Genomic DNA, 20896 nt, shown 5'->3' with positions numbered 1-20896 from the left:
GAATGGCTGACGAACTGGTCACGGTGGTGCTGCCGTGCCTGAACGAGGAGGAGTCGCTGCCGGCGGTGCTGGCGGCCATCCCGGCCGGGTATCGGGCGCTGGTCGTCGACAACAACAGCACCGATGACACCGCGCGAGTCGCCGCCGAGTTCGGCGCCGACGTGGTCGCCGAACCGCGCCCCGGGTACGGATCAGCGGTGCATGCCGGCGTGGTCGCCGCGTCGACGCCGATCGTGGCGGTCATCGACGCCGACGGCTCGATGGATCCGGGCGATCTGCCGCGGCTGGTCGCGGCGCTCGAGCAGGGCGCGGAGCTGGCCGTCGGCCGGCGTCGACCCGTCGCCGGTCTGCACTGGCCGTGGGTCGCCCGGGTGGGCACCGTGGTGATGAGTTGGCGACTGCGCACCCGCCATCGCCTGCCGGTCCACGACATTGCACCGATGCGGGTGGCCCGTCGGGACGCCCTGCTGCGGCTGGGGGTGGCCGACCGGCGGTCGGGCTATCCGCTCGAACTGCTGGTGCGCGCCGCGGCCGCCGGCTGGCGCGTGGTCGAACTCGACGTCAGCTACGGCCCCCGCACCGGCGGCAAGTCCAAGGTCAGCGGTTCGCTGCGGGGCAGCATCACCGCCATTCTGGATTTTTGGAAGGTGATTTCGTGACCGATCTTCCGGTGACGCTGCTGGTCGTGGCCAAGGCGCCGCAGCCCGGCTTGGCGAAGACCCGGCTGGCCGCGACGGTCGGCGAGCGGGTCGCCGCCGACATCGCCGCAGCCGCCCTACTGGACACGCTGGACGCGGTGGCCGCCGCCCCGGTTGCGGCCCGGGTCGTCGCGCTCACCGGTGACCTCAATGCGGGGGCCGCCGCGGCGGCGATCCGGCAGCGGCTGTCGTCCTTCCGGGTGATCGGCCAGCGCGGTGCCGGCTTCGCCGAGCGGCTCGCCAACGCGCACCTCGACGCCTCGGACGGCCGCCCGGTGCTGCAGATCGGAATGGACACCCCGCAGGTGACCGCCGACCTGCTGGCCGCCTGCGCGCGACGGCTACTGCGCTCGCCGGCCGTGCTCGGGCTCGCCGACGACGGCGGCTGGTGGGTGCTTGGCGTGCAGGATGCGGCCATGGCCGAATGCCTGCGCACCGTGCCGATGTCGCAACCCGACACCGGCGAACTCACCCGAAAAGCGTTGCGCGACAACGGCATCGACGTCGTCGATGTGCAGCGACTGGCCGACTTCGACGTCGCCGACGACGTGGCCGTGGTGCGACCGGCGTGCCGACCGGCCAGCAGGTTCGCTCGAGTCACCCGAAGCGCCGGACTCTAGCGGCGCGCCGTGAGAAGCACCGCGCGCCCGGCGACTCCGACGACGAATACCGCGAGCCCGGCGACCGCGGATTCCCACGGCAGCGTCGCGACCAGCACCAGACACCCCGCCAGGCCGCAGATGTTCACCGCACGGCGCCGACGCAGCGTGACGGCGGCGGCGTTGGCGATCGCGTAGTAAATCAGCACCCCGAACGACGAGAAACCGATCACCCCACGCAGATCGACCATGCTCACCAGCGCGCAGACCACCACGCCGATCGCGATCTCGGCGTGGTGCGGCACCCGGTGCTCCGGGTGGACGGCGGCCAGCCAGGCGGGCAGGTCGCGATGCCGGGCCATCGCCAGCATGGTGCGCCCGAGCCCGGCGATCAGTGCTAGCAGGGCACCCATGCTGGCCAGCGCGGCACCCGCCGATATCACCGGCACCAGGGCCGGATGGCCGGCCGCCCGGACCGCCTCGGCCAGCGGCGCGGCGGCGCGCGCGAGCCGATCCGGTCCGACGGCCAGCAGCGCGGTGACGCCGACGACCGCATACAGCACCACCGCGATCGCCAGGGCGATGGTAATCGCGCGGGGGATGGTCCGCGCCGGATCGCGGACCTCTTCACCCATCGTCGCGATGCGCGCATACCCGGCGAAGGCAAAGAACATCAGGCCGGCCGATTGCAGCACGCCGTACACGGAGCCGGTCCGCCATGCCCCGCTTAGCTGCGACGGGTCGTGCTTGCCCGCCACGATGCCGACCACGACGGCGGCCAACGCAATCATGGTGCACACCAACAATATTCGGGCCAGCAGTGCGGTCTTGGTGACCCCGCGATAGTTCAGGGTGGTCAGCACCGCCACCGCGGCGACCGCGACCGCGCGCTGCATCCATACCGGCGCCCCGGGCACCGCATACGCGGCGACGGTCAACGCCATGGCCGCGCAGGAGGCCGTCTTGCCAATCACGAATCCCCATCCCGCGATAAAGCCCCACCACGGGCCGAGGCGCTCACGCCCGTAGATGTACGTCCCGCCCGATGTCGGATAAACCGCGGCCAGTTGCGCCGACGACATGGCGTTGCAGTACGCGATGACCGCCGCCAGCCCCAACCCGATCAGCAGGCCGGCGCCGGCCGCCCGCGCGGCGGGCCCGAACGCGGCGAACACGCCGGCGCCGATCATCGAGCCCAGTCCGATCACGACCGCGTCGGTCGTATCGAGCCGACGCGCCAGTTCCGGTTGTTTTGTCATCCCCGCCTACCAGTGCGTGACCATCACGGTGTTCACCAGCAGCGCCCCGGTGGCGTTGACCGCCAGCCACAGCCGGTGTGACCGCACCGGCAGCAGCGCGGGCGCGGCGGTGAGCCAGAGGGTGAACGGCAGCCAGATCCGCTCCACCTCGGCCTTACTGAGCATGCTCAAGTCGGCGCACGCGATGGCCGCCAACATCGCGAGTAGCAGCAGGTGGAACCCACAGCGGCGGCGGACGGCAGCGACGTCGAACACCCGGGTGAGGCCCGCGACACCGCCGAGGCCGATCGCGCACACCACGCAGGCCAGATTAGCCCACCACCAGTAACCAAACGGCCGGTCGTGCGCGATGCCCTGCCAATAGCGTTGCTGCACAAGGGTATAGCCGTCGAACCAGGAAAACCCGGCGACCGCGAACACCACCGCCACCCCGACGGCGGACAGCACGGCCGGGCCCAGCGCCCGCAGCGCCACCCGAAAGTCGTTCGCTGACACCAGCACCGCCACCGCGGCGAAGCCCATCAGTACCAGGCCGTAGCTGAGGAAGATTCCCCAGCCCAGCAGCAGCCCCGCGGCGGCGGCCACCAGCGCGGGAAACCGGACCCTTCGGTGCACCGCCACCGCTAGCAACGCGATGCCCCAGGCGGCGACACCGGCGAAGTAGCCGTCGGCCGAGACCGCCACCCAGATCGCGGTCGGCGCGATCGCGACGAACGGCGCGGCCCGTCGCGCGGTCGGCTCGTCGGCCAGGGCGCGGATGGCGATCAGCATGGCTGCCGCCGCACTGGACCCGGCCAGCAGGCACAGCAGCCCCGCCCAGGCGCCGCCGTGCAGGCCGATGCGGTCCAGCCACACGAACGTCAGCAGCGCGCCGGGTGGGTGTCCGGACACGTGGGTGATCCACGAGTTCGGTTGGTAATCCAGGATCCGGCTGGCAAACGTTCGCACCGCCGCTGGTATGTCGGTGATGCTGGGCACCTGGGTCACATACTCGTCCCGGGTGGTCAACCGGCCCGCGAAGCCGCGTTGCCAGCCGTCGATCATCGCCAGCGCGAACGCCCACCCGCAGGCCATGGCCCAGCTGCCCAACGTCAGTGTTCGCCACGAAAGTCGTTGGGCGACAGCGGGTCCCCACATGACGGCGGCGACGGCGAGCAGTATTGCCGGTATGGTGCCCCAGCTGGCGTGCAGCTCCCAGGCGGCGAACAACGGCTCGGCGACGGCGTGGGTGACGAAGCGTTCCGGGCCGAGGTCCAGCCGCGGCCGGACACCAATGTTCAGCGCGGGCAGCACGACCGCGGTCGCCACCACGACGGCGGCGGCCACGGCGGCCAGCAACTCGCGACGGGCAACCCTCACGGTTGGGGGGCCCGTCGATCGGTGTCGAACCGGCGTACCAACGACATTCGGTCCACCTTGCCGATGCCGCGACGCGGCAGCACGTCGACGATGTGCAGTTCCCGCGGTGCGGCCGTGGCGGCTAGCGTGCGCGTCACCTGTTCGCGCAGCGCGTCCAGCGTCGGCGCCGGGTAACCGTCGCGCACCACGATCGCCGCGACCACCCGCTGACCTAGCCGGTCGTCGGCGACACCGAAGACCGCACAGTCGCCGACGGCCGGGTGGCTGCTCAGCGCGGCTTCGACTGGCTGCGGCAGCACCGTCAATCCGCCCGTGCTGATCGCGTCGTCGGCGCGGCCGAGCACGGTGAGCACACCCCGCTCGTCCAGCGCCCCCACATCCTGGGTGCAAAACCAGCCCGGCTCGGCGAACGGGTCGGGATCGACCGGATTGCGATAGCCGTTGGCCAGTGTCGCGCCGCCGATCACGATGCGTCCGTCCTCTTGCACCCGCACCCGCACGCCGTCCAGCGGAACACCGTCGTAAACGCAACCACCCGCCGTCTCGCTCATCCCGTAGCTGCGCACCACCGCGATCCCCGCGTCGGCCGCGGCATCCAGCACCGGTTGCGGAGCAGGTCCGCCGCCCAGCAGTACCGCGTCCAATTCGGCGAGCGCATCCGCGGCGGCGCGATCATCGAGCGCCTTGGCCAGCTGGGTGGCCACCAGCGACGCGTACCGTCGGCCTGCGCCTAATTTCGCTATGGCGCTTGGCAATTCGGTGACATCGAACCCGGCGGTGACGTCCAGCTCGGCGGGTGTGCAGCCGGCCAGCAGGCTGCGCACCAGCACCTGGATCCCGGCGATGTGATAGGGCGGTAACGCCAGCAACCAGCCACCCGGTCCACCGAGCCGCTCATGGGTGGCCGTGGCGCTGGCCGTCAGGGCCGCGGCACTGAGTAAGGCGCCCTTGGGAATTCCGGTGGTGCCCGACGTTGTCGCGACCAGGGCCACGTCGTCGTCGATGGTTTCGCCGATACCCAAGGCCGCCAGCTCGGCTACCGAATCCGGAGGTGCCGCAACGAAAGCCGGATCCCGGCCGGAGAGCACCCGCTCCAGCGCGGGCAACAGCACTGCGGCGGCGGAGCCGGGTGAGACGCGAAGGGCACGCAGAACGGCTATGCGTGTGCTCCACCGTTGAGTTCGTCGTGCTCGTCGCCGTGTGGATCGTCCAGCGGCCAGCCCTGGGTGGCCAGCCGGGTCCGCACCCGCTCGATGTCCTCCTCGGACGGCAGCTCGTCGGTGAGCTTGCTGATCATCACGCCGATGTCGATCTTGTCGAAGTCGCCCCGCAACATCAGCTCGTTGGCGACGAGCTTGACCTCGTCGTTGGACAAACGGTTAGCCAGCAGTGCCAGCAGAGCAAAGGTATCCGTCGGCGGGACGCCTTCCGGGTAGCCCGCGCGCAACCACGACACAACCGAGCTGAGAAATCGGTTCACCAAGATCAACTCCGCCCAAGGGCTCGGTAGTTGTTATACGTCTACCTGATGCTACTTAAGCTTGGCGCCCAGGAATGGGTAGCCGGTGTGGTGGGCGATGAAATCGCGGGCGATGTAGAGCACCCCGATGATGATCACCGCGACCACCACCGCGTAGATCAGCCAGGCCAACCCCGCCAGCACGGGGTTGCGCGGGGTCGTGGTGCCGTCGGCGGCGGCGCCGCCGGCACCGAGTGCCTGCAGCCGGATGCCGAGCGCGAACAGGCCCGGCAGCGCAGCCCCGGCAAGCATGCTGAAGACCAGGATTTTCAGCGTCGCTTCATAGTTGAACCAGTCGCCCAGGCTGCCCATCACAGCTGCCCCACGCTCACGTCGTCGGAGCTGGCAGCGGACCCCACCTTGGCGTCACCGTCGCCGGGCGGCCGCTTGACGTCCGAACCGTCGAGGCCGGCGGTCAGGTTGCCTTCCCACTCGGCGTTGACGTTGTGGTGGTCGACCTTGGTCCGGCGCGACCGCAGGTAGATCACGGTGGAGACCGCGATCAGCAACCCGAAGCCGACGATGGCGCCGGGGTAGCCGCCGATGAGGTGGACGATCCAGTAGGTGATCGCCCCGACCAGCCCGGCCAGCGGAAGCGTGACCAGCCACGCCACCCCCATCCGGCCGGCCACGCCCCAGCGGACCTCGCCGCCGGGCTTGCCCAACCCGCTGCCCATCACCGATCCGGTGCAGACCTGGGTGGTCGACAGCGCGTAGCCGAAGTGGGCGGAAAGCAGAATGACTGCGGCCGAGGAGGATTCGGCGGCCATGCCCTGCGGCGACTGAATCTCGACCAGGCCCTTGCCCAGCGTGCGGATGATCCGCCAGCCGCCCAGGTAGGTGCCGGTGGCCATGGCCAGCGCGCACGCCACGATGACCCACAGCGGCGGTACCGCCGCGCTCTTGCTGACCGAGCCGTAGGACATCAGGGCCAGGAAGATGATGCCCATCGTCTTTTGGGCGTCGTTGGTGCCGTGCGCCAGCGAAACCAGCGACGCCGACCCGATCTGGCCGCGGCGGAAGCCGGCCTCGGTGCGCTCCCGCCTCAGGCTGCGGGTGATCCGGTACACCAGCCAGGTCGCTACGGCGCCGACCGCGATGGCCAGAAACACCGACACCACCGCCGGGATGATGGCCTTGGACATGACGCCCTTCCAGATCACCCCGTGCGCGCCGACGGCGGCGATGGTGGCGCCGATGATGCCGCCGATCAACGCATGCGACGAGCTGGAGGGGATGCCGAGCAGCCAGGTCAGCAGGTTCCACACGACACCGCCGACCAGGCCCGCGAACACGAGTTCCAGGGTGACCACGCTGGAGTCGATGAGGCCCTTGGCGATCGTGGCCGCGACGGTGGTGGACAGGAACGCGCCGACGAGGTTGAGCGCCGCGGACAGTGCGACAGCTGTTTTGGGCTTGAGGGCACCGCTGGCGATGGACGTCGCCATGGCGTTGGCGGTGTCGTGGAAGCCGTTGGTGAAATCGAAAGCGAGTGCGGTGACGACGACGATCACCAAGAGGAACAGTTGTATGTCCACAGCGCCTGATTCTGGTGGTAGAAGGAATCTATTGTCGAATGCACACGGAGCAAAAACGCAGGTTGGCCACGACTCGTCGACTGATGTTACCTGTCAGTTAACCCGATTTTTCCTGTAGTTCATTTCGGGTGTCGCGGCGCAACGGGTGCTCCGGCGGCACCTCGACGAAGATCAACGTCAGGCCGTCCGGATCGGCCACATGCATCTCTTTCAACCCCCAGGGCTCACGCCGTGCTGCGCGGGCGATTTGCACCCCGCGGCCCGCGAGCTCGGCCTGGGTGGCCTCGAGGTCGCGGACCTGCAACCACAGCGCGCCGGGAAAGACTGCCTGGCCCGGGTCGGGTTCGCTGTATCCTGCCAACTCCAGCAGCGACTGGCCCGCGAAAAAGACTGTGCCAGCGCCATAATCACGCCAAATCGCCAGCCCTATCTTGTCACGGTAGAAGGTTAGCGATCGCTGATAGTCCGACGGGCGCAGCAGCATCCGGCTGGCCAGGATCTCCATACCGTCGTGTCTACCACGCGGGGGCTCAGTTATCGGTTGCTCGGTTGGGCTGCAGGCTCTGGCGTTGCATGACGGCGTTGACCCAGCGGGGCCCGAAGGTGTCCAGGGCCTTGGCCGCGATCGCCATCCGCGGGGCGACGCGCACCGGGCGGGTGCGGGCGGCGGTGATCATCCATGTGGCGGCCTCCTCGGACGTCAACGCCGGCATCCCTTGGTAGGCCTTCGTCGGCGCGATCATCGGGGTGGCGACCAGCGGGTAGTACAGCGTCGTGGAGTGCACGCCGCGCGGGCCCCATTCGGTCTCGACGACCCGGCTGACCATCGACAGCGCAGCCTTGGACGCGTTGTACACCGCGAACAGCGGCGATGCCTCCGACAGCACGCCCCAGGTCGAGACGTTGATGATGTGCCCGTCGCCACGCTCGATCATCCCGGGGGCAAGGCCGCGAATCAGCCGCAACGGCGCGTAATAGTTGAGCACCATGGTCCGCTCGACGTCGTGCCAGCGTTCCAGCGACTCCGCCAGCGGCCGGCGGATGGACCGGCCGGCGTTGTTGATCAAAATGTCGACCCCGCCGAGGCGATTCTGGACGTCGGCCACCAGCGCGTCGATCGCCCCCATGTCGGACAGATCACACGGTATCGCTATCGCGTCGTTGCCCGCGGCGGTGATCCGGTCGGCGAGCGTGTCCAGCAACTCCGCGCGGCGGGCGACCACCACCACCGTGGCCCCGTGCCGGGCGAATTGCTCGGCGGCGGCCTCGCCGATACCGGACGACGCCCCGGTGAGCAGGATGCGCTGGCCGGCGAGCTGGACCGGTTTCATCGCCGGCCGGTTGACCAGAATTTGCGGCGACATGGGTGGTCGCATGGTGGCCAGCACCAACTGATCGGTAAGCCGGCGAAGGGGACTCTTACTCACGGGAGGCGAGTCTAGGTGGGGGCGCTAGAAGTACCGGGGGAATGGGCTCCAGTCCGGGGCGCGCTTCTCCAGGAACGCGTCGCGGCCCTCGACGGCCTCGTCGGTCATGTACGCCAACCGGGTCGCCTCCCCGGCGAACAACTGCTGGCCCACCAGGCCGTCGTCGAGCAGGTTGAACGCGAACTTGAGCATCCGTTGCGCCTGCGGCGACTTGGCATTGATCTCGGCCGCCCACTGGATGGCGACCCGCTCCAGCTCGGCATGGTCGACGACCTCGTTGACCGCACCCATGTGGTGCATCTGCTCGGCGGTGTACGGGCGGCCCAGGAAGAAGATCTCCCGGGCGAACTTCTGGCCGACCTGACGGGCCAAATAGGCGCTACCGTAGCCGCCGTCGAAGCTGCCGACGTCGGCGTCGGTCTGCTTGAAGCGGGCGTGCTCGCGGCTGGCTAGGGTCAGGTCGCACACCACGTGCAGGCTGTGCCCCCCGCCGGCCGCCCAGCCGTTGACCAGGCAGATCACCACCTTGGGCATGAACCGGATCAGCCGCTGCACCTCGAGGATGTGCAGCCGGCCGGCGCGGGCCACGTCGACGGTGTCGGCGGTTTCGCCGCTGGCGTATTGGTACCCGCTGCGCCCGCGGATGCGCTGGTCGCCGCCCGAGCAGAACGCCCACCCGCCATCCTTGGGCGAGGGCCCATTGCCGGTCAGCAGCACCACACCCACATCGGGTGACATCCGCGCGTGGTCGAGCACCCGGTACAACTCGTCAACGGTGTGCGGCCGAAAGGCATTGCGCACCTCCGGGCGGTCGAACGCCACCCGCACCGTGGCGTCGGTGACGTGGCGGTGGTAGGTGATGTCGGTCAGGTCGCCGAAGCCGTCGACGATACGCCACCGTGAAGGGTCAAACGGGTTGTCGGTCAATGGTTTTGAACTCCTAATCCAAGGGATCGAATCGGAATACGGCGCAACGGCCGGCCAGTGCCTCGAACTCTTCGGGCCTTCCGTCCTTAACCAGTCCGGACCGCTTCATGAAGCCGACCCCGGTGGGCACCTCGGTCGGAAACGCCCGCAACAGCGGCTTGGCGTCCTCGGCAGACAGTTCCACCATCCGGACCCGCTCCGTCGTACGCCCGCGCCGCAGCGTGACTTCGCCTGCGGCCCTTACGTTTTTGACCCAGTCCGCGCCGGGGAAGCCACCAACTACGTAGCGCCGGCCGTCGACGGTCATCGGGGTTATCGGGGTGGACCGGGGAACGCCGGAGTTGCGACCGGGCACGGTCAGCACGACCGGGCTTTCACCGCCGAAACTGATACCCAGCTTCGACATCTGGATGAAGAGTTTGTTCGCCGGCTTGAGCCACCACGGGGGTTTGGCGTGCGGCGTCGACCCGTCGGGCGTACCCATGCCTGAAACAGTAGTCAGGTTTGCGGCGCCTCCAAGAAGGGTTCGACACCGTTCACCCATAAATCGGCACCGGGTGTGGTGACGGCGTCCAGGCGGGCGATCGCCTCGGCGCTCAGCGTGACGTCGGCCGCACCGATGTTCTCCTCGAGGTGGGCGATCGACCGGGTGCCGGGAATCAGCAACGTGTTCGGGGTGTGAGCCAGCAACCACGCCAGCCCCACCTGGGCACCGGTGACGCCCAACTCGCCGGCGATCTCCACCACCACCTGGTTGTCGGCGACCTTCGGAAATCCCGGGAACGCCGAGCCGAGCGGGAAGTATGGCACCCAGGCGATGCCCTCGGCGTTGCAGACATCGACCATCTCTTCCTGGGAGCGGTCCAGCAGGCTGTAGGCGTTCTGCACGCAGACGATGCCGGCCGGCAGCGCTCGCCGCAGCACGTCGAACGGCACACTGCTGATGCCGATCCCGCCGATCTTGCCCTCGTCGCGCAGCGCGATCATCTCGGCGAGCTGGTCGTCGAGGCCGACGATCTGGTCGCCCTCGGCGGCCATACCGATCCCGACGTCGAGCCGGCGCAGGTTGACCACCGGCACGCGGTCCAGGCCGAGCTGGCGCAGGTCGTCTTCGACGGCCGCGCGTAGCTCAGCGGGTCGCTGCGCGGGCGCGAGTGGGATGGGTTGCCCGCCGGTGAAGCGGGCGCCGACCTTGCTGACGATGACGAGGTCGTCAGGGTATGGAGCTAGCGCCGCACGGATCCGCCGGTTCACCTCGCCGGGGCCGTAGAACGACGCGGTGTCGATGTGGTTGACGCCGAGTTCGATCGCCCGACGCAGCACCGCGGCCGCGTCGTCTGGCGACGGCTCGAGGAGTTGCATGGCGCCGTAGCCCATGCGGGCGACGGTGGCCGTGCCCAGGCGCCCGGTACCGCCGGGCAGTGGTTTGTCGGTCATGGTGCTCCTTGGTTTGTGACACACTGGAGAAATGCGGAGGACCCTCCGTTTTTGAGCGTAGCAGAACCGGAGGAGCCTCCGCATGGCCGTAAGGTCCGATGCCCGGCGCAACCGCGAGCGGCTGCTGCACGCGGCCGCCGCGGCATTCACCGCGAACGGCGCATCGGCCTCGCTCGAATCGATCGCCCGCGACGCGGGTGTGGGAATCGGAACGCTCTACCGCCATTTCCCCAACCGGGAAGCCCTCGTCGAGGCGGTCTACCAGGCCGAGCTTGCCGAGGTGGCCGCGGCCGCCGGGCAGCTGCTCAAGCGGCATCCGCCCAAAATTGCGCTGCGACGGTGGATGGACCGCTACGCGAGCTTCGTCGCCGCCAAACGCGGCATGGCCGAGTCCTTGCAGGCGATCTTCGCTTCGGGTGCTATTGCCCCCAGCCAGACTCGCGACAGCATCGTCGGCGCCGTCCAGCTGCTGTTACAAGCCGGTGCGGAAGACGCGACGCTGCGCGCCGATGTGCAGGCCGACGACGTGGTGTCCAGCCTAATCGGCATCTTCCTGGTCAGCGGTACGCCGGAGCAGACCGGACGCATGCTCGACCTGCTGGTCGCCGGCGTGACTCGCTGACGCCCACCCGCCGAGCGTGAAGTTATCTTCACGTTCGGGCGCGAGCGTGAAGCTACCTTCACGCTCGCGGGCATTCCCTACCCGACCGAGCGGGCGGCGCCCTCCCAGAACTGGGCGCGGACGGCCTTCTTGTCCGGCTTGCCCAGCCCGGTCAACGGCAGCGATTCGGCGATCACCACTCGCTTCGGCGACTGCACCGAGCCCTTGCGGTCCTTGACCGCGGCCTGAATCTCGGCGGTCATCGCCTCGATGGCGGCCTCGTCGCGCGGCGCGTCGGCGCGCAGCACCACCACCGCGGTGACGGCTTCGCCCCACTTCTCGTCGGGCGCGCCGACCACACACACCTGGGCGACGGCCGGGTGCTCGGCGACGACGTCCTCGACCTCGCGGGGAAACACGTTGAAGCCGCCGGTGACGATCATGTCCTTGACCCGGTCGACGATGAAGTAGAAGCCGTCCTCGTCCTCGCGGGCCATGTCGCCGGTGTGTAGCCAGCCGTCTTTGAACGTCTTCGCCGTCTCCTCGGGCAGGTTCCAATAGCCGCCCGCCAGCAGCGGCCCGCTGACGCAGATCTCGCCCGGCTCGCCTTGCGGCACCGGTTGGCCGTCCTCGCCCAGCAGTGCCACCCGCGCGAACAGTGTCGGACGCCCGCAGGAGGAGAGCCGCTTCTCGTCGTGCTCGCCCTTGGCCAGATAAGTGATGGCCATCGGCGCTTCGGACTGCCCGTAGTTCTGGGCGAAGATCTGGCCGAAGCGGCGGATCGCCTCGGCCAGCCGCACCGGGTTGATCGCTGAGGCGCCGTAGTAGACGGTCTGAAGCGAGGAGAGGTCGCGCGTATGCGAATCGGGATGGTCCATCAGCGCATACAACATCGACGGCACCAGGAAGGTAGCCGTAATGCGCTTCTCCTCAACGGTTTTCAGCACCTCGGCTGGATCGAACTTGGGTAGCACATGCATTTCGCCGCCCTTGATCAGGGTGGGGAGGAAGTACGCCGCTCCCGCGTGCGAGAGCGGGGTGATCATCAAAAACCGCGGGTTCTCCGGCCATTCCCATTCGCTGAGCTGGATCTGGGTCATCGACGAGATCGACTGCGCGGTGCCCATCACGCCCTTGGGCTTACCGGTGGTGCCCCCTGTGTAGGTCAATCCGATGACCTGATCCGGCGGCAGCTCGGCGGCCTCTAGGGGTGCCGGGTCGTACTTGGCCGCCTCGGCCGCCAGGTCGACGACGTGTGCCCGCGCGCCCTGCAGCTGCTCGGGCACCGGGCCGATGGTCAGGATCTGCTGCAGCCCCGGCACTTTGTCCAGCAGGGTCAGCGCGCGTTCGACGAACATCGGGTTGGGGTCGATGATCAGCGAGCTGATCCCGGCGTCGTTGAGCACGTAGGCGTGATCGTCCAGCGACCCCAGCGGGTGCAGCGCGGTGCGCCGGTAGCCGCGGGTCTGGCCCGCGCCGATGATCAGCAACACCTCGGGCCGGTTGAGTGACAGCAGACCGACGGCGACACCGGTGCCGGCGCCGAGCGCCTCGAAGGCCTGGATGTACTGGCTGATGCGCTCGGCCATTTGACCGCCGGTCAGGGTGGTGTCGCCGAGAAATAGGACGGGCTTGGTCTTGTGGCGCTTGAGCGCGCCCACCAACAGATGGCCGTTATGGGTCGGATTGCGCAGCAGGTCGTCCGTCATGGGGCAAGACTAGAACGTGTTGCAATTTTGGTCAGCCGCACCCTCCATAACGCCACGCGCCACTAGCTGGTGGGTGGGCGACCCGCTTCGACCGGCTGCGCCGCTCTCGCGATCGCCACTACGATCCCTCACCATGGGGCAGGCAGATCTCGTCGTTACCGGAACCGTCCTGACCGTCGACCAGGCGAAGCCCACCGCTGAGGCGCTTGCCGTCGCCGATGGCCGCATCGTCGCAGTCGGAACCCGTGCCGAGGTGGCCGTCCTCGCCGGCCCCGACACCCAGACCGTCGATGTCGGCGACGGCTGCGTGATGCCGGGATTCGTTGAGGCACACGGTCATCCGCTGATGGAGGCAGTCGCGTTGTCGGATCGCCTCGTCGACATCCGGCCGGTCACCATGCGCAGCGCCGACGACGTCGTGGCCGCCATCGGTTCCGAGGTGGCGCGGCGCGGATCCGACGGCGCCTACCTCAACGGCTGGGACCCGTTGCTGCAGAACGGTCTTCCGGAGCCGACGCTGAGCTGGCTCGACCACATCGCGCCCGATGGCCCGCTGGTGATCATTCACAACTCCGGGCACAAGGCGTACTTCAACTCGCGCGCCGCCCAGCTTCACGGACTCACCCGCGACACCCCGGACCCGAAGGGCGCCAAGTTCGGTCGCGACGCCGCAGGCGAACTCGACGGCACCGCGGAGGAAACCGGCGCGGTATTCCCGCTGCTGAGCGGTGCCATCGACTTCGCCGACTACCCGCGGATGCTGCTCGCCGAGTGTGCCCGGCTCAACCGCGCCGGCCTGACGACCTGTTCGGAAATGGCCTTCGACCCCGGCTTCCGGCCGATGGTCGAACAGCTGCGCTCGCAGCTCACGGTACGGCTGCGCACCTACGAAATCTCCAACCCGCAGATGCGTACCGACGCCACCCCCGGGCAAGGCGACGACCTGCTGCGCCAGGTCGGCATCAAGATCTGGGTCGACGGCTCGCCCTGGATCGGCAACATCGATCTGTCGTTTCCTTACCTGGACACCGAGGCCACCCGGATCATCGGCGTCGCCCCGGGCTCGTGTGGTTGCGCCAACTACACCGCCGAGCAGCTGCACGAAATCGTCGGGGCGTACTTCCCGCTGGGCTGGCCGATGGCCTGCCACGTACAGGGTGACGCCGGGGTGGACACCATCCTCGACGTCTACGAACAGGCACTGAAAGCCCATCCGCGCGACGACCACCGGCTGCGGCTCGAGCACGTCGGCGCCATCCGGCCCGAACAGCTGCAGCGCGCCGCCGACCTCGGCGTGACCTGCAGCATCTTCGTCGACCAGATCCACTACTGGGGCGACGTCATCGTCGACGGCCTGTTCGGCGAGGAGCGCGGAACCCGTTGGATGCCAGCCGGATCCGCCGTGGCCACCGGAATGCGGATTTCGTTGCACAACGACCCTCCCGTCACGCCGGAGGAGCCGCTGCGCAACATCAGCGTGGCGGTGACCCGCACCGCGCCCAGCGGCCGGGTACTCGGCCCGCAGGAACGGCTGACCGTCGAGCAGGCGATCCGCGCCCAGACCATCGATGCCGCATGGCAGCTGTTCTCCGACGACGTGGTCGGGTCGATCGAGGTCGGCAAGTACGCGGATCTGGTGGTGCTGTCGGCCGACCCGCGCACGGTGCCGCCCGAGCAGATCGCCGATCTTGACGTCTGGGCGACGTATCTGGCCGGGCGCCGGGTCTACGGCCGGTGAGGCCGCCGCCGCTCGACGAACTGCTGGACCGCCTGCACGTGGTGGCGCTGCCGATGCGGGTGCGGTTCCGCGGCATCACCACCCGGGAAGTCGCGCTGATCGAGGGCCCGGCGGGGTGGGGGGAGTTCGGGGCGTTCGTCGAATACCTGCCCCCCGAGGCCGCGCACTGGCTGGCGTCGGGCATCGAGGCCGCCTACCGGCCGCCGCCGCCGGTGCGTCGCGAGCGCATCCCGATCAACGCGACGGTGCCGGCCGTGCCCGCCGACCGGGTCGCCGAGGTGCTCGCCCGCTTTCCCGGGGCCGCGACCGCGAAGGTGAAGGTGGCCGAGCCCGGCCAGACGCTGGCCGACGACGTCGCCCGGGTCAACGCGGTGCGCGCGCTGCTGCCGACGGTGCGGGTAGACGCCAACGGCGGCTGGACGGTGGCGCAGGCCGTGCGGGCCACCGCCGCCCTGACCGCCGACGGGCCGCTGGAATACCTCGAACAGCCCTGCGCCACGGTCGCCGAGCTCGCGCGATTACGCCGGCACCCGCAGATGCCGGATGTGCCGATCGCCGCCGACGAGAGCATCCGCAAGGCCGACGATCCGCTGGCCGTGGTCCGCTCCGGCGCCGCCGACATCGCGGTGCTCAAAGTGGCTCCGCTGGGCGGCATTTCGGCGCTGTTGGACATTGCCGCGCAGATCGACATCCCGGTGGTGATCTCCAGTGCGCTGGACTCGGCGGTCGGCATCGCCACCGGCCTGACCGCGGCGGCCGCCCTGCCGCAGCTGCGGCACGCCTGCGGGCTGGGCACCGGCGGCCTGTTTGTCGAGGATGTCGCCGACGTGGCTGCCCCGGTCGACGGCAACCTGGCCGTCGGACCGGTGACGCCCGACCCGGCGCGGCTGCAGACGCTGGCGGCACCGCCCGCGCGGCGGCAGTGGTGGATCGACCGGGTCACGGCCTGTCATTCGCTCCTTGTACCGTCGTGCGAGTGATCAACCTGGCCTACGACGACCGCGGCAGCGGTGAGCCCGTGGTCTTCATCGCCGGCAGCGGCGGTCCCGGGCGCACCTGGTTGCCGCATCAGGTTCCCGCTTTCGTGTCGGCGGGATATCGCGTGATCACCTTCGACAACCGGGGGATCGGCGCCACCGAGAACGCCGACGGGTTCACCACGCAGACCATGGTCGCCGACACCGCAGCGCTGATCGAATCGCTGAACGCGGCCCCGGCCCGCATCGTCGGGGTGTCGATGGGCGCCTTCATCGCCCAGGAGCTGATGGTGGCCCGGCCCGAGCTGGTGACCGCCGCGGTGCTGATGGCCACCCGCGGCCGATTGGACCGTGCCCGGCAGGGCTTTCATGACGGCGAGGTCCAGCTGCACACGTCGAACATCCAGCTTCCGCCCGCGTATGAGGCGAAAGTGCGGGTGCTGGAAAGCTTTTCGCGCAAGACGATCAACGACGACCTGCTCGTGGCGGACTGGATCACGATGTTCCGGACCTGGCCCGTCAAGCGCACTCCCGGGCTGCGGACTCAGCTGAGCGTCTCGCCGCAGACCAACCGGCTCGCGGCCTACCGTGCCATCACCACACCGGTGTTGGTGATGGGCTTCGCCGACGATGTGATCACACCGCCGCACCTGGGCCGCGAGGTCGCCGACGCCATGCCCAATGGTCGCTACGTACAGATTCCCGACACCGGCCACCTTGGCTTTTTGGAGCGGCCCGAGGCGGTCAACAGCGTGGCGCTGAAGTTCTTTGCCGACGTCAAGACCTAGTTGACCGGGCGGGCTGTGACACCCTGTAGGAGTGAACCCCTCGACGACACAGGCCCGCGTCGTCGTTGACGAGCTGATTCGCGGCGGTGTCCGCGACGTAGTGCTGTGCCCCGGCTCGCGGAACGCGCCGCTGGCGTTCGCGCTGCAGGACGCCGACCGGTCCGGCCGGATCCGGTTGCACGTGCGCATCGACGAGCGCACCGCCGGCTTCTTGGCCATCGGCCTGTCGATCGCCGCCGGCGCGCCGGTCTGCGTCGCGATGACCTCGGGCACCGCCGTCGCCAACCTCGGCCCGGCCGTGGTGGAAGCCAACTATGCGCGGGTACCGCTGATCGTGCTGTCGGCGAACCGGCCCTATGAACTGCTCGGCACCGGGGCTAACCAGACCATGGAGCAGCTCGGTTATTTCGGCACCCAGGTGCGTGCCACGATCAGCCTCGGCCTGGCCGAGGACGCGCCCGAGCGGCTGGACGCACTGAACGCGACCTGGCGCTCGGCCACCTGCCGGGTATTGGCGGCGGCGACCGGTTCGCGCACCGCCAACGCCGGCCCGGTGCAGTTCGACATCCCATTGCGTGAGCCTCTGGTGCCGGATCCTGAGCCGCCTGGCGCCGGCACGCCGCCGGGGCGGCCCGGCGACTTGCCATGGACCTTCACACCCCCGGTGGTCTTCGACCAGCCGCTGGAAATCGACCTGACGCCCGACACCGTCGTCATCGCGGGGCACGGCGCGGGTGTGCATCCCAACCTCGCGCAGTTGCCGACGGTCGCCGAACCGACGGCGCCCCCGGCCGCCAACCCGCTGCACCCGCTGGCCCTGACGCTGCTGCGCCCGAAGCAGGTGATCATGCAGGGCCGTCCGACGCTGCATCGCCCCGTGTCGACGTTGCTGGCCGACCCAAAGGTACCGGCGTACGCGCTGACCACCGGCCCGCGCTGGCCGGACGTCTCGGGGAACTCCCAGGCCACCGGGACCCGGGCGGTGACCATCGGAACGCCGAACCCGGCGTGGCTGCTGCGCTGCTCCGAGATGAACCAGCACGCACTGGCGGCGGTCCGCTGTCAGCTGGCGGCGCACCCGTTGACCACCGGGCTGCACGTGGCCGCGGCCGTGGCCGACGCGCTGCGCCCGGGTGATCAGCTGGTGCTCGGGGCGTCGAATCCGGTGCGAGACGCCGCCCTGGTGGGCTTGTCCGCTCACGGCATCCGGGTGCGATCCAACCGCGGCGTCGCCGGCATCGACGGCACCGTGTCCACCGCCATCGGGGCGGCTCTGGCGTACGAGGACGCCCAGGCGCGCAACGGCACCACTGAGAGCCGGGCCCGCACTGTTGCGCTGATCGGTGACCTCACGTTCGTTCATGACAGTTCCGGACTGCTGATCGGCCCGACCGAACCGACACCCCGGCAGCTGACCATCGTGGTCTCCAACGACAACGGCGGCGGCATCTTCGAACTGCTCGAACAAGGCGACCCGCGATTCTCCGACGTGTCATCGCGGATATTCGGCACCCCGCACGACGTCGACGTCGGAGCGCTGTGCCGGGCCTATCACGTCGACAGTCGCCAGATCGAGGTTGGGGAACTGCACGCGGCGCTGGACGAACCCAGCACCGGGATGCGGGTGCTGGAGGTCAAGGCGGACCGGTCGTCGCTGCGCGGTCTGCATGCCGCCATCAAGGCCGCCTTGTGAAGTCGGCAAAAACATTGCTGCGCATCTTGATCCACGGTCGCAGTGATGTACCCCCGACGAGTCCGGTGCGAATAGCGCTGCGATTCACCAGGATTGCAGTGCTGATCATCGCCGGACTGGTAACACTGCAGTCGGTGTTGCTGGTCGCCGGGGCGTGGCGCAACGACCTTGCGATTCAGCACAACATGGGTGTGGCGCAGGCGGAGGTGCTCAGCGCCGGTCCGCGCCGCTCCACAATTGAATTCGTCACACCGGAGCGGGTGACTTATCGGCCCGAGCTCGGCGTGCTGTATCCGTCCGAATTGGCCACGGGTATGCGGATTTACGTGGAATACAACAAGAATGACCCCAATCTGGTTCGGGTGCAGCACCGCAACGCGGCATTGGCGATCATCCCGGCCGGGTCGATCGCGGTGGTCAGTTGGCTGGTTGCGGTGGTCGTGCTGGTGGTCCTGGCGCTGGTGGACAGGCGTCTGGACCGCCGCGGGGCGGCGCGAGTCGGGGCCAGCGCAGCCGCATAACGGGTACCAGCAAATTTCGTGCCCCGTATGCCGTCCGGCAACCTCGGAGACAGTCGGCGCTGACACGATGACCTTGTGCGCGTTGCGATAGTCGCAGAATCATTTCTGCCGCAGGTCAACGGTGTCAGTAATTCTGTCGTCCGAGTGCTGGAGCATTTGCGCCGAACCGGCCACGAAGCTTTGGTGATCGCCCCCGACACCCCGCCCGGTGAACCTCCCGCCGAGCGGATCCACGACGGCATCCGGGTGCACCGGGTGCCGTCTCGAATGTTCCCCAAGGTGACGACGCTGCCGCTCGGTGTGCCGCGGCCCCGACTGCTCAAGGTGCTGCGCGGCTTCCAGCCCGATGTGATCCACCTGGCGTCACCGGCGTTGCTCGGCTACGGCGGGGTGCGCGCCGCCCGGCTGCTCGGCGTGCCGACGGTGGCCGTCTACCAAACCGACGTACCGGGTTTCGCCGAGAGCTACGGCATCGGTGTCACCACTCGCACGGCGTGGGCGTGGTTCCGGCATCTGCACCGGCTCGCCGACCGTACCCTGGCGCCGTCCACTTCCACAGTGGAATCCCTTGTCGCCCACCGTATCCCGCGGGTATATCACTGGGCTCGCGGGGTCGACATCATGGGGTACGCGCCGTCGGCGCGGGACGAGGCGCTGCGACGGCACTGGTCCCCGGAGGGTAAACCGATCGTCGGTTTCGTGGGCCGGCTGGCGCCGGAGAAGCACGTGGAACGGTTGGCCGGGCTGGCGGCCGCCGGTGACGTGCAAGTGGTGATCGTCGGTGACGGAGTCGACCAACGCAAACTCCAATCGGCAATGCCTTCAGCGGTTTTCACCGGAGCCAAGTATGGGCCGGAGCTCGCTGCCGCGTACGCCAGCATGGACGTCTTCGTGCACACCGGCGAGCACGAGACGTTCTGCCAGGTCGTCCAGGAAGCGCTGGCCTCGGGATTGCCGGTGATTGCGCCGGACGCCGGCGGGCCGCGCGACCTCGTCACCCCCTGGCGCACCGGATTATTGTTGGCAGTCAACGACTTCGAGCGGCGGCTACCCGAATCGGTGGCGCACCTGCTGCAGGAGCGGCCGCGCTACTCACAAGCTGCCCGGCGCAGCGTTCTCGCCCGCACCTGGCCAGCCATCTGTGACGAGTTGCTCGGCCACTACGCGGCCGTACAGTCTCCCGCCGCCAGAGCGCGTAGCGCCCAACGACGCTACGCGCAAGGCGAGTGAGGTCACGGCCCCCGATGCTAACCCTGTGCCAGCTCCGAAATCGGTTGCCACTGCTCCCAGGTGCGTAGCCGGTTCTCGTAGTCGGCCTTCGCCGTCTTCAGTGGCGAGCTGCCGAAGAATACCCGCAGTGGCGGTTGCTCGGCGTCCACGATTTTCAGTATCGCGGCCCCCGACGCATGCGGGTTGCCCGGTGCCGACCAGCGGCTGCGGCGTTCGCTCTCGGCCGTGGCGCGTACCTCGTCGTAGGCGGGCAACGGGTCGGAGTGCTTGGATGACGCGCCGGACCAGTCGGTGTCGTAGCCGGCCGGTTCGATCAGCGTGACGTGCACACCGAACGACGCCACTTCCCGGGCCAACGCTTGGGAGAACCCTTCCAGCGCCCACTTGGAGGCGTGGTAGATACCGAGCTGCGCAAACGCCGTGATACCGCCGATCGACGACACCTGGATGATGTGTCCGCTGCCCTGTTTGCGCAGGTAGGGCAGTGCGGCCTGAGTGATCCACAGCGCACCGAACACGTTGGTCTCGATCTGGTCGCGCGCCTCTTGCTCCGACAGCTCTTCGACGAACCCGAAGTGGCCGTAGCCGGCGTTGTTCACCACGACGTCCAACCGGCCGAAGTGGTCGTAAGCCTGCTTGACGGCCGCGAAGTCGGCGGCACGGTCGGTGACGTCCAGCCGGATCGGAAGCAGGGCGTCGCCGTACTTCGTGGCCAAGTCATCCAGTGTGGCCGTGTCGCGCGCGGTCGCGGCCACCTTGTCGCCCCGCTCCAATGCCGCTGAGGTCCATTCCCGCCCGAAGCCACGTGATGTACCGGTGATAAACCAAACTTTTTCGCTCACGCCGTTATAGAACACCGCTGACTTCCGACCATTC

Annotated in this window: 22 protein-coding genes; 9 read left to right on the top strand and 13 right to left on the bottom strand. The window is 68.8% G+C overall.

Features of this window, described 5'->3' with window-relative positions; translation table 11 throughout:
• Positions 1 to 2 precede the first annotated feature (2 nt).
• The gene (locus G6N33_RS08465) at positions 3 to 659 is read left to right on the top strand and encodes a glycosyltransferase family 2 protein (protein WP_044509726.1); all 657 of its coding nucleotides are present in this window, start codon (positions 3 to 5) and stop codon (positions 657 to 659) included.
• Positions 656 to 1318, top strand: coding sequence for a TIGR04282 family arsenosugar biosynthesis glycosyltransferase (locus tag G6N33_RS08460; protein ID WP_044509727.1), 663 nt, complete (start codon positions 656 to 658; stop codon positions 1316 to 1318). Before G6N33_RS08465 ends, G6N33_RS08460 begins: the two co-directional genes overlap by 4 nt.
• On the opposite strand, the gene G6N33_RS08455 is transcribed toward G6N33_RS08460, so the two are convergent.
• The 11 genes from G6N33_RS08455 to G6N33_RS08405 all read right to left on the bottom strand — a co-directional run bounded on the left by G6N33_RS08455 (position 1315) and on the right by G6N33_RS08405 (position 10763).
• On the bottom strand, positions 1315 to 2556 hold the full coding sequence (locus G6N33_RS08455; RefSeq protein ID WP_101528197.1) for an APC family permease: 1242 nt from the start codon (positions 2554 to 2556) through the stop codon (positions 1315 to 1317). The genes G6N33_RS08460 and G6N33_RS08455 overlap by 4 nt on opposite strands.
• A gap of 6 nt (positions 2557 to 2562) precedes the next feature.
• On the bottom strand, positions 2563 to 3915 hold the full coding sequence (locus G6N33_RS08450; protein WP_044509729.1) for a hypothetical protein: 1353 nt from the start codon (positions 3913 to 3915) through the stop codon (positions 2563 to 2565).
• Positions 3912 to 5003: an o-succinylbenzoate--CoA ligase gene (gene menE, locus G6N33_RS08445; protein ID WP_231382693.1), complete on the bottom strand. Its 1092-nt coding sequence runs from the start codon at positions 5001 to 5003 to the stop codon at positions 3912 to 3914. Before menE ends, G6N33_RS08450 begins: the two co-directional genes overlap by 4 nt.
• Before the next feature lie 68 nt (positions 5004 to 5071).
• Positions 5072 to 5395 carry a DUF3349 domain-containing protein gene (locus G6N33_RS08440; RefSeq protein ID WP_044509731.1) on the bottom strand — a complete coding sequence of 108 codons (324 nt, stop codon included), beginning with the start codon at positions 5393 to 5395 and terminating at the stop codon, positions 5072 to 5074.
• A 51-nt stretch (positions 5396 to 5446) separates the two neighbouring features.
• Positions 5447 to 5746, bottom strand: a complete 300-nt coding sequence (locus G6N33_RS08435) for a hypothetical protein (RefSeq protein ID WP_044509732.1) — start codon at positions 5744 to 5746, stop codon at positions 5447 to 5449.
• A complete protein-coding gene (locus tag G6N33_RS08430) occupies positions 5746 to 6972 on the bottom strand; it encodes an inorganic phosphate transporter (protein WP_044509733.1) in 1227 nt (408 codons plus the stop codon). Before G6N33_RS08430 ends, G6N33_RS08435 begins: the two co-directional genes overlap by 1 nt.
• 97 nt (positions 6973 to 7069) lie before the next feature.
• Positions 7070 to 7477 (bottom strand): VOC family protein, encoded by a 408-nt coding sequence (locus G6N33_RS08425; RefSeq protein ID WP_044509735.1) that lies wholly within the window; start codon positions 7475 to 7477, stop codon positions 7070 to 7072.
• Positions 7478 to 7502: 25 nt separating this feature from the next.
• Positions 7503 to 8399, bottom strand: a complete 897-nt coding sequence (locus G6N33_RS08420; RefSeq protein ID WP_044509736.1) for an SDR family oxidoreductase — start codon at positions 8397 to 8399, stop codon at positions 7503 to 7505.
• A gap of 24 nt (positions 8400 to 8423) precedes the next feature.
• Positions 8424 to 9326 (bottom strand): 1,4-dihydroxy-2-naphthoyl-CoA synthase, encoded by a 903-nt coding sequence (locus G6N33_RS08415; RefSeq protein WP_101528199.1) that lies wholly within the window; start codon positions 9324 to 9326, stop codon positions 8424 to 8426.
• A 13-nt stretch (positions 9327 to 9339) separates the two neighbouring features.
• On the bottom strand, positions 9340 to 9810 hold the full coding sequence (locus G6N33_RS08410) for a nitroreductase family deazaflavin-dependent oxidoreductase (RefSeq protein ID WP_044509737.1): 471 nt from the start codon (positions 9808 to 9810) through the stop codon (positions 9340 to 9342).
• A gap of 14 nt (positions 9811 to 9824) precedes the next feature.
• Positions 9825 to 10763: an aldo/keto reductase gene (locus G6N33_RS08405; protein WP_044509738.1), complete on the bottom strand. Its 939-nt coding sequence runs from the start codon at positions 10761 to 10763 to the stop codon at positions 9825 to 9827.
• 82 nt (positions 10764 to 10845) lie between these two features.
• Here G6N33_RS08405 and G6N33_RS08400 point away from each other — a divergent pair, with 82 nt between their 5' ends.
• Positions 10846 to 11385: a TetR/AcrR family transcriptional regulator gene (locus G6N33_RS08400; protein WP_044509739.1), complete on the top strand. Its 540-nt coding sequence runs from the start codon at positions 10846 to 10848 to the stop codon at positions 11383 to 11385.
• A gap of 77 nt (positions 11386 to 11462) precedes the next feature.
• Here the strand turns inward: G6N33_RS08400 and fadD8 are convergent, their stop codons facing one another.
• Positions 11463 to 13073, bottom strand: a complete 1611-nt coding sequence (gene fadD8, locus G6N33_RS08395; RefSeq protein WP_101528200.1) for a fatty-acid--CoA ligase FadD8 — start codon at positions 13071 to 13073, stop codon at positions 11463 to 11465.
• A gap of 133 nt (positions 13074 to 13206) precedes the next feature.
• Between fadD8 and G6N33_RS08390 the strand changes: the two genes are divergently transcribed.
• The 6 genes from G6N33_RS08390 (at position 13207) to G6N33_RS08365 (ending at position 20020) form a co-directional block, all read left to right on the top strand.
• On the top strand, positions 13207 to 14811 hold the full coding sequence (locus G6N33_RS08390; RefSeq protein WP_044509741.1) for an amidohydrolase: 1605 nt from the start codon (positions 13207 to 13209) through the stop codon (positions 14809 to 14811).
• A gap of 53 nt (positions 14812 to 14864) precedes the next feature.
• The gene (locus tag G6N33_RS08385; RefSeq protein WP_044512824.1) at positions 14865 to 15791 is read left to right on the top strand and encodes an o-succinylbenzoate synthase; all 927 of its coding nucleotides are present in this window, start codon (positions 14865 to 14867) and stop codon (positions 15789 to 15791) included.
• A complete protein-coding gene (locus tag G6N33_RS08380) occupies positions 15788 to 16576 on the top strand; it encodes an alpha/beta fold hydrolase (protein WP_044509742.1) in 789 nt (262 codons plus the stop codon). The genes G6N33_RS08385 and G6N33_RS08380 overlap by 4 nt, the downstream gene beginning before the upstream one ends.
• Before the next feature lie 31 nt (positions 16577 to 16607).
• Positions 16608 to 18269: a 2-succinyl-5-enolpyruvyl-6-hydroxy-3-cyclohexene-1-carboxylic-acid synthase gene (gene menD / locus G6N33_RS08375; RefSeq protein WP_044509744.1), complete on the top strand. Its 1662-nt coding sequence runs from the start codon at positions 16608 to 16610 to the stop codon at positions 18267 to 18269.
• Positions 18266 to 18790 carry a DUF3592 domain-containing protein gene (locus G6N33_RS08370; RefSeq protein ID WP_044509745.1) on the top strand — a complete coding sequence of 175 codons (525 nt, stop codon included), beginning with the start codon at positions 18266 to 18268 and terminating at the stop codon, positions 18788 to 18790. Before menD ends, G6N33_RS08370 begins: the two co-directional genes overlap by 4 nt.
• A gap of 75 nt (positions 18791 to 18865) precedes the next feature.
• On the top strand, positions 18866 to 20020 hold the full coding sequence (locus tag G6N33_RS08365) for a glycosyltransferase family 4 protein (protein WP_044509746.1): 1155 nt from the start codon (positions 18866 to 18868) through the stop codon (positions 20018 to 20020).
• A gap of 17 nt (positions 20021 to 20037) precedes the next feature.
• On the opposite strand, the gene G6N33_RS08360 is transcribed toward G6N33_RS08365, so the two are convergent.
• The gene (locus tag G6N33_RS08360) at positions 20038 to 20862 is read right to left on the bottom strand and encodes an SDR family oxidoreductase (RefSeq protein WP_044512825.1); all 825 of its coding nucleotides are present in this window, start codon (positions 20860 to 20862) and stop codon (positions 20038 to 20040) included.
• Positions 20863 to 20896: the final 34 nt, after the last annotated feature.

The organism is Mycobacterium simiae (assembly GCF_010727605.1).
Classification (GTDB): domain Bacteria; phylum Actinomycetota; class Actinomycetes; order Mycobacteriales; family Mycobacteriaceae; genus Mycobacterium; species Mycobacterium simiae.
Note: the sequence above shows the minus strand (reverse complement) of the source record. Positions and strands in the feature narration are given on the sequence as shown.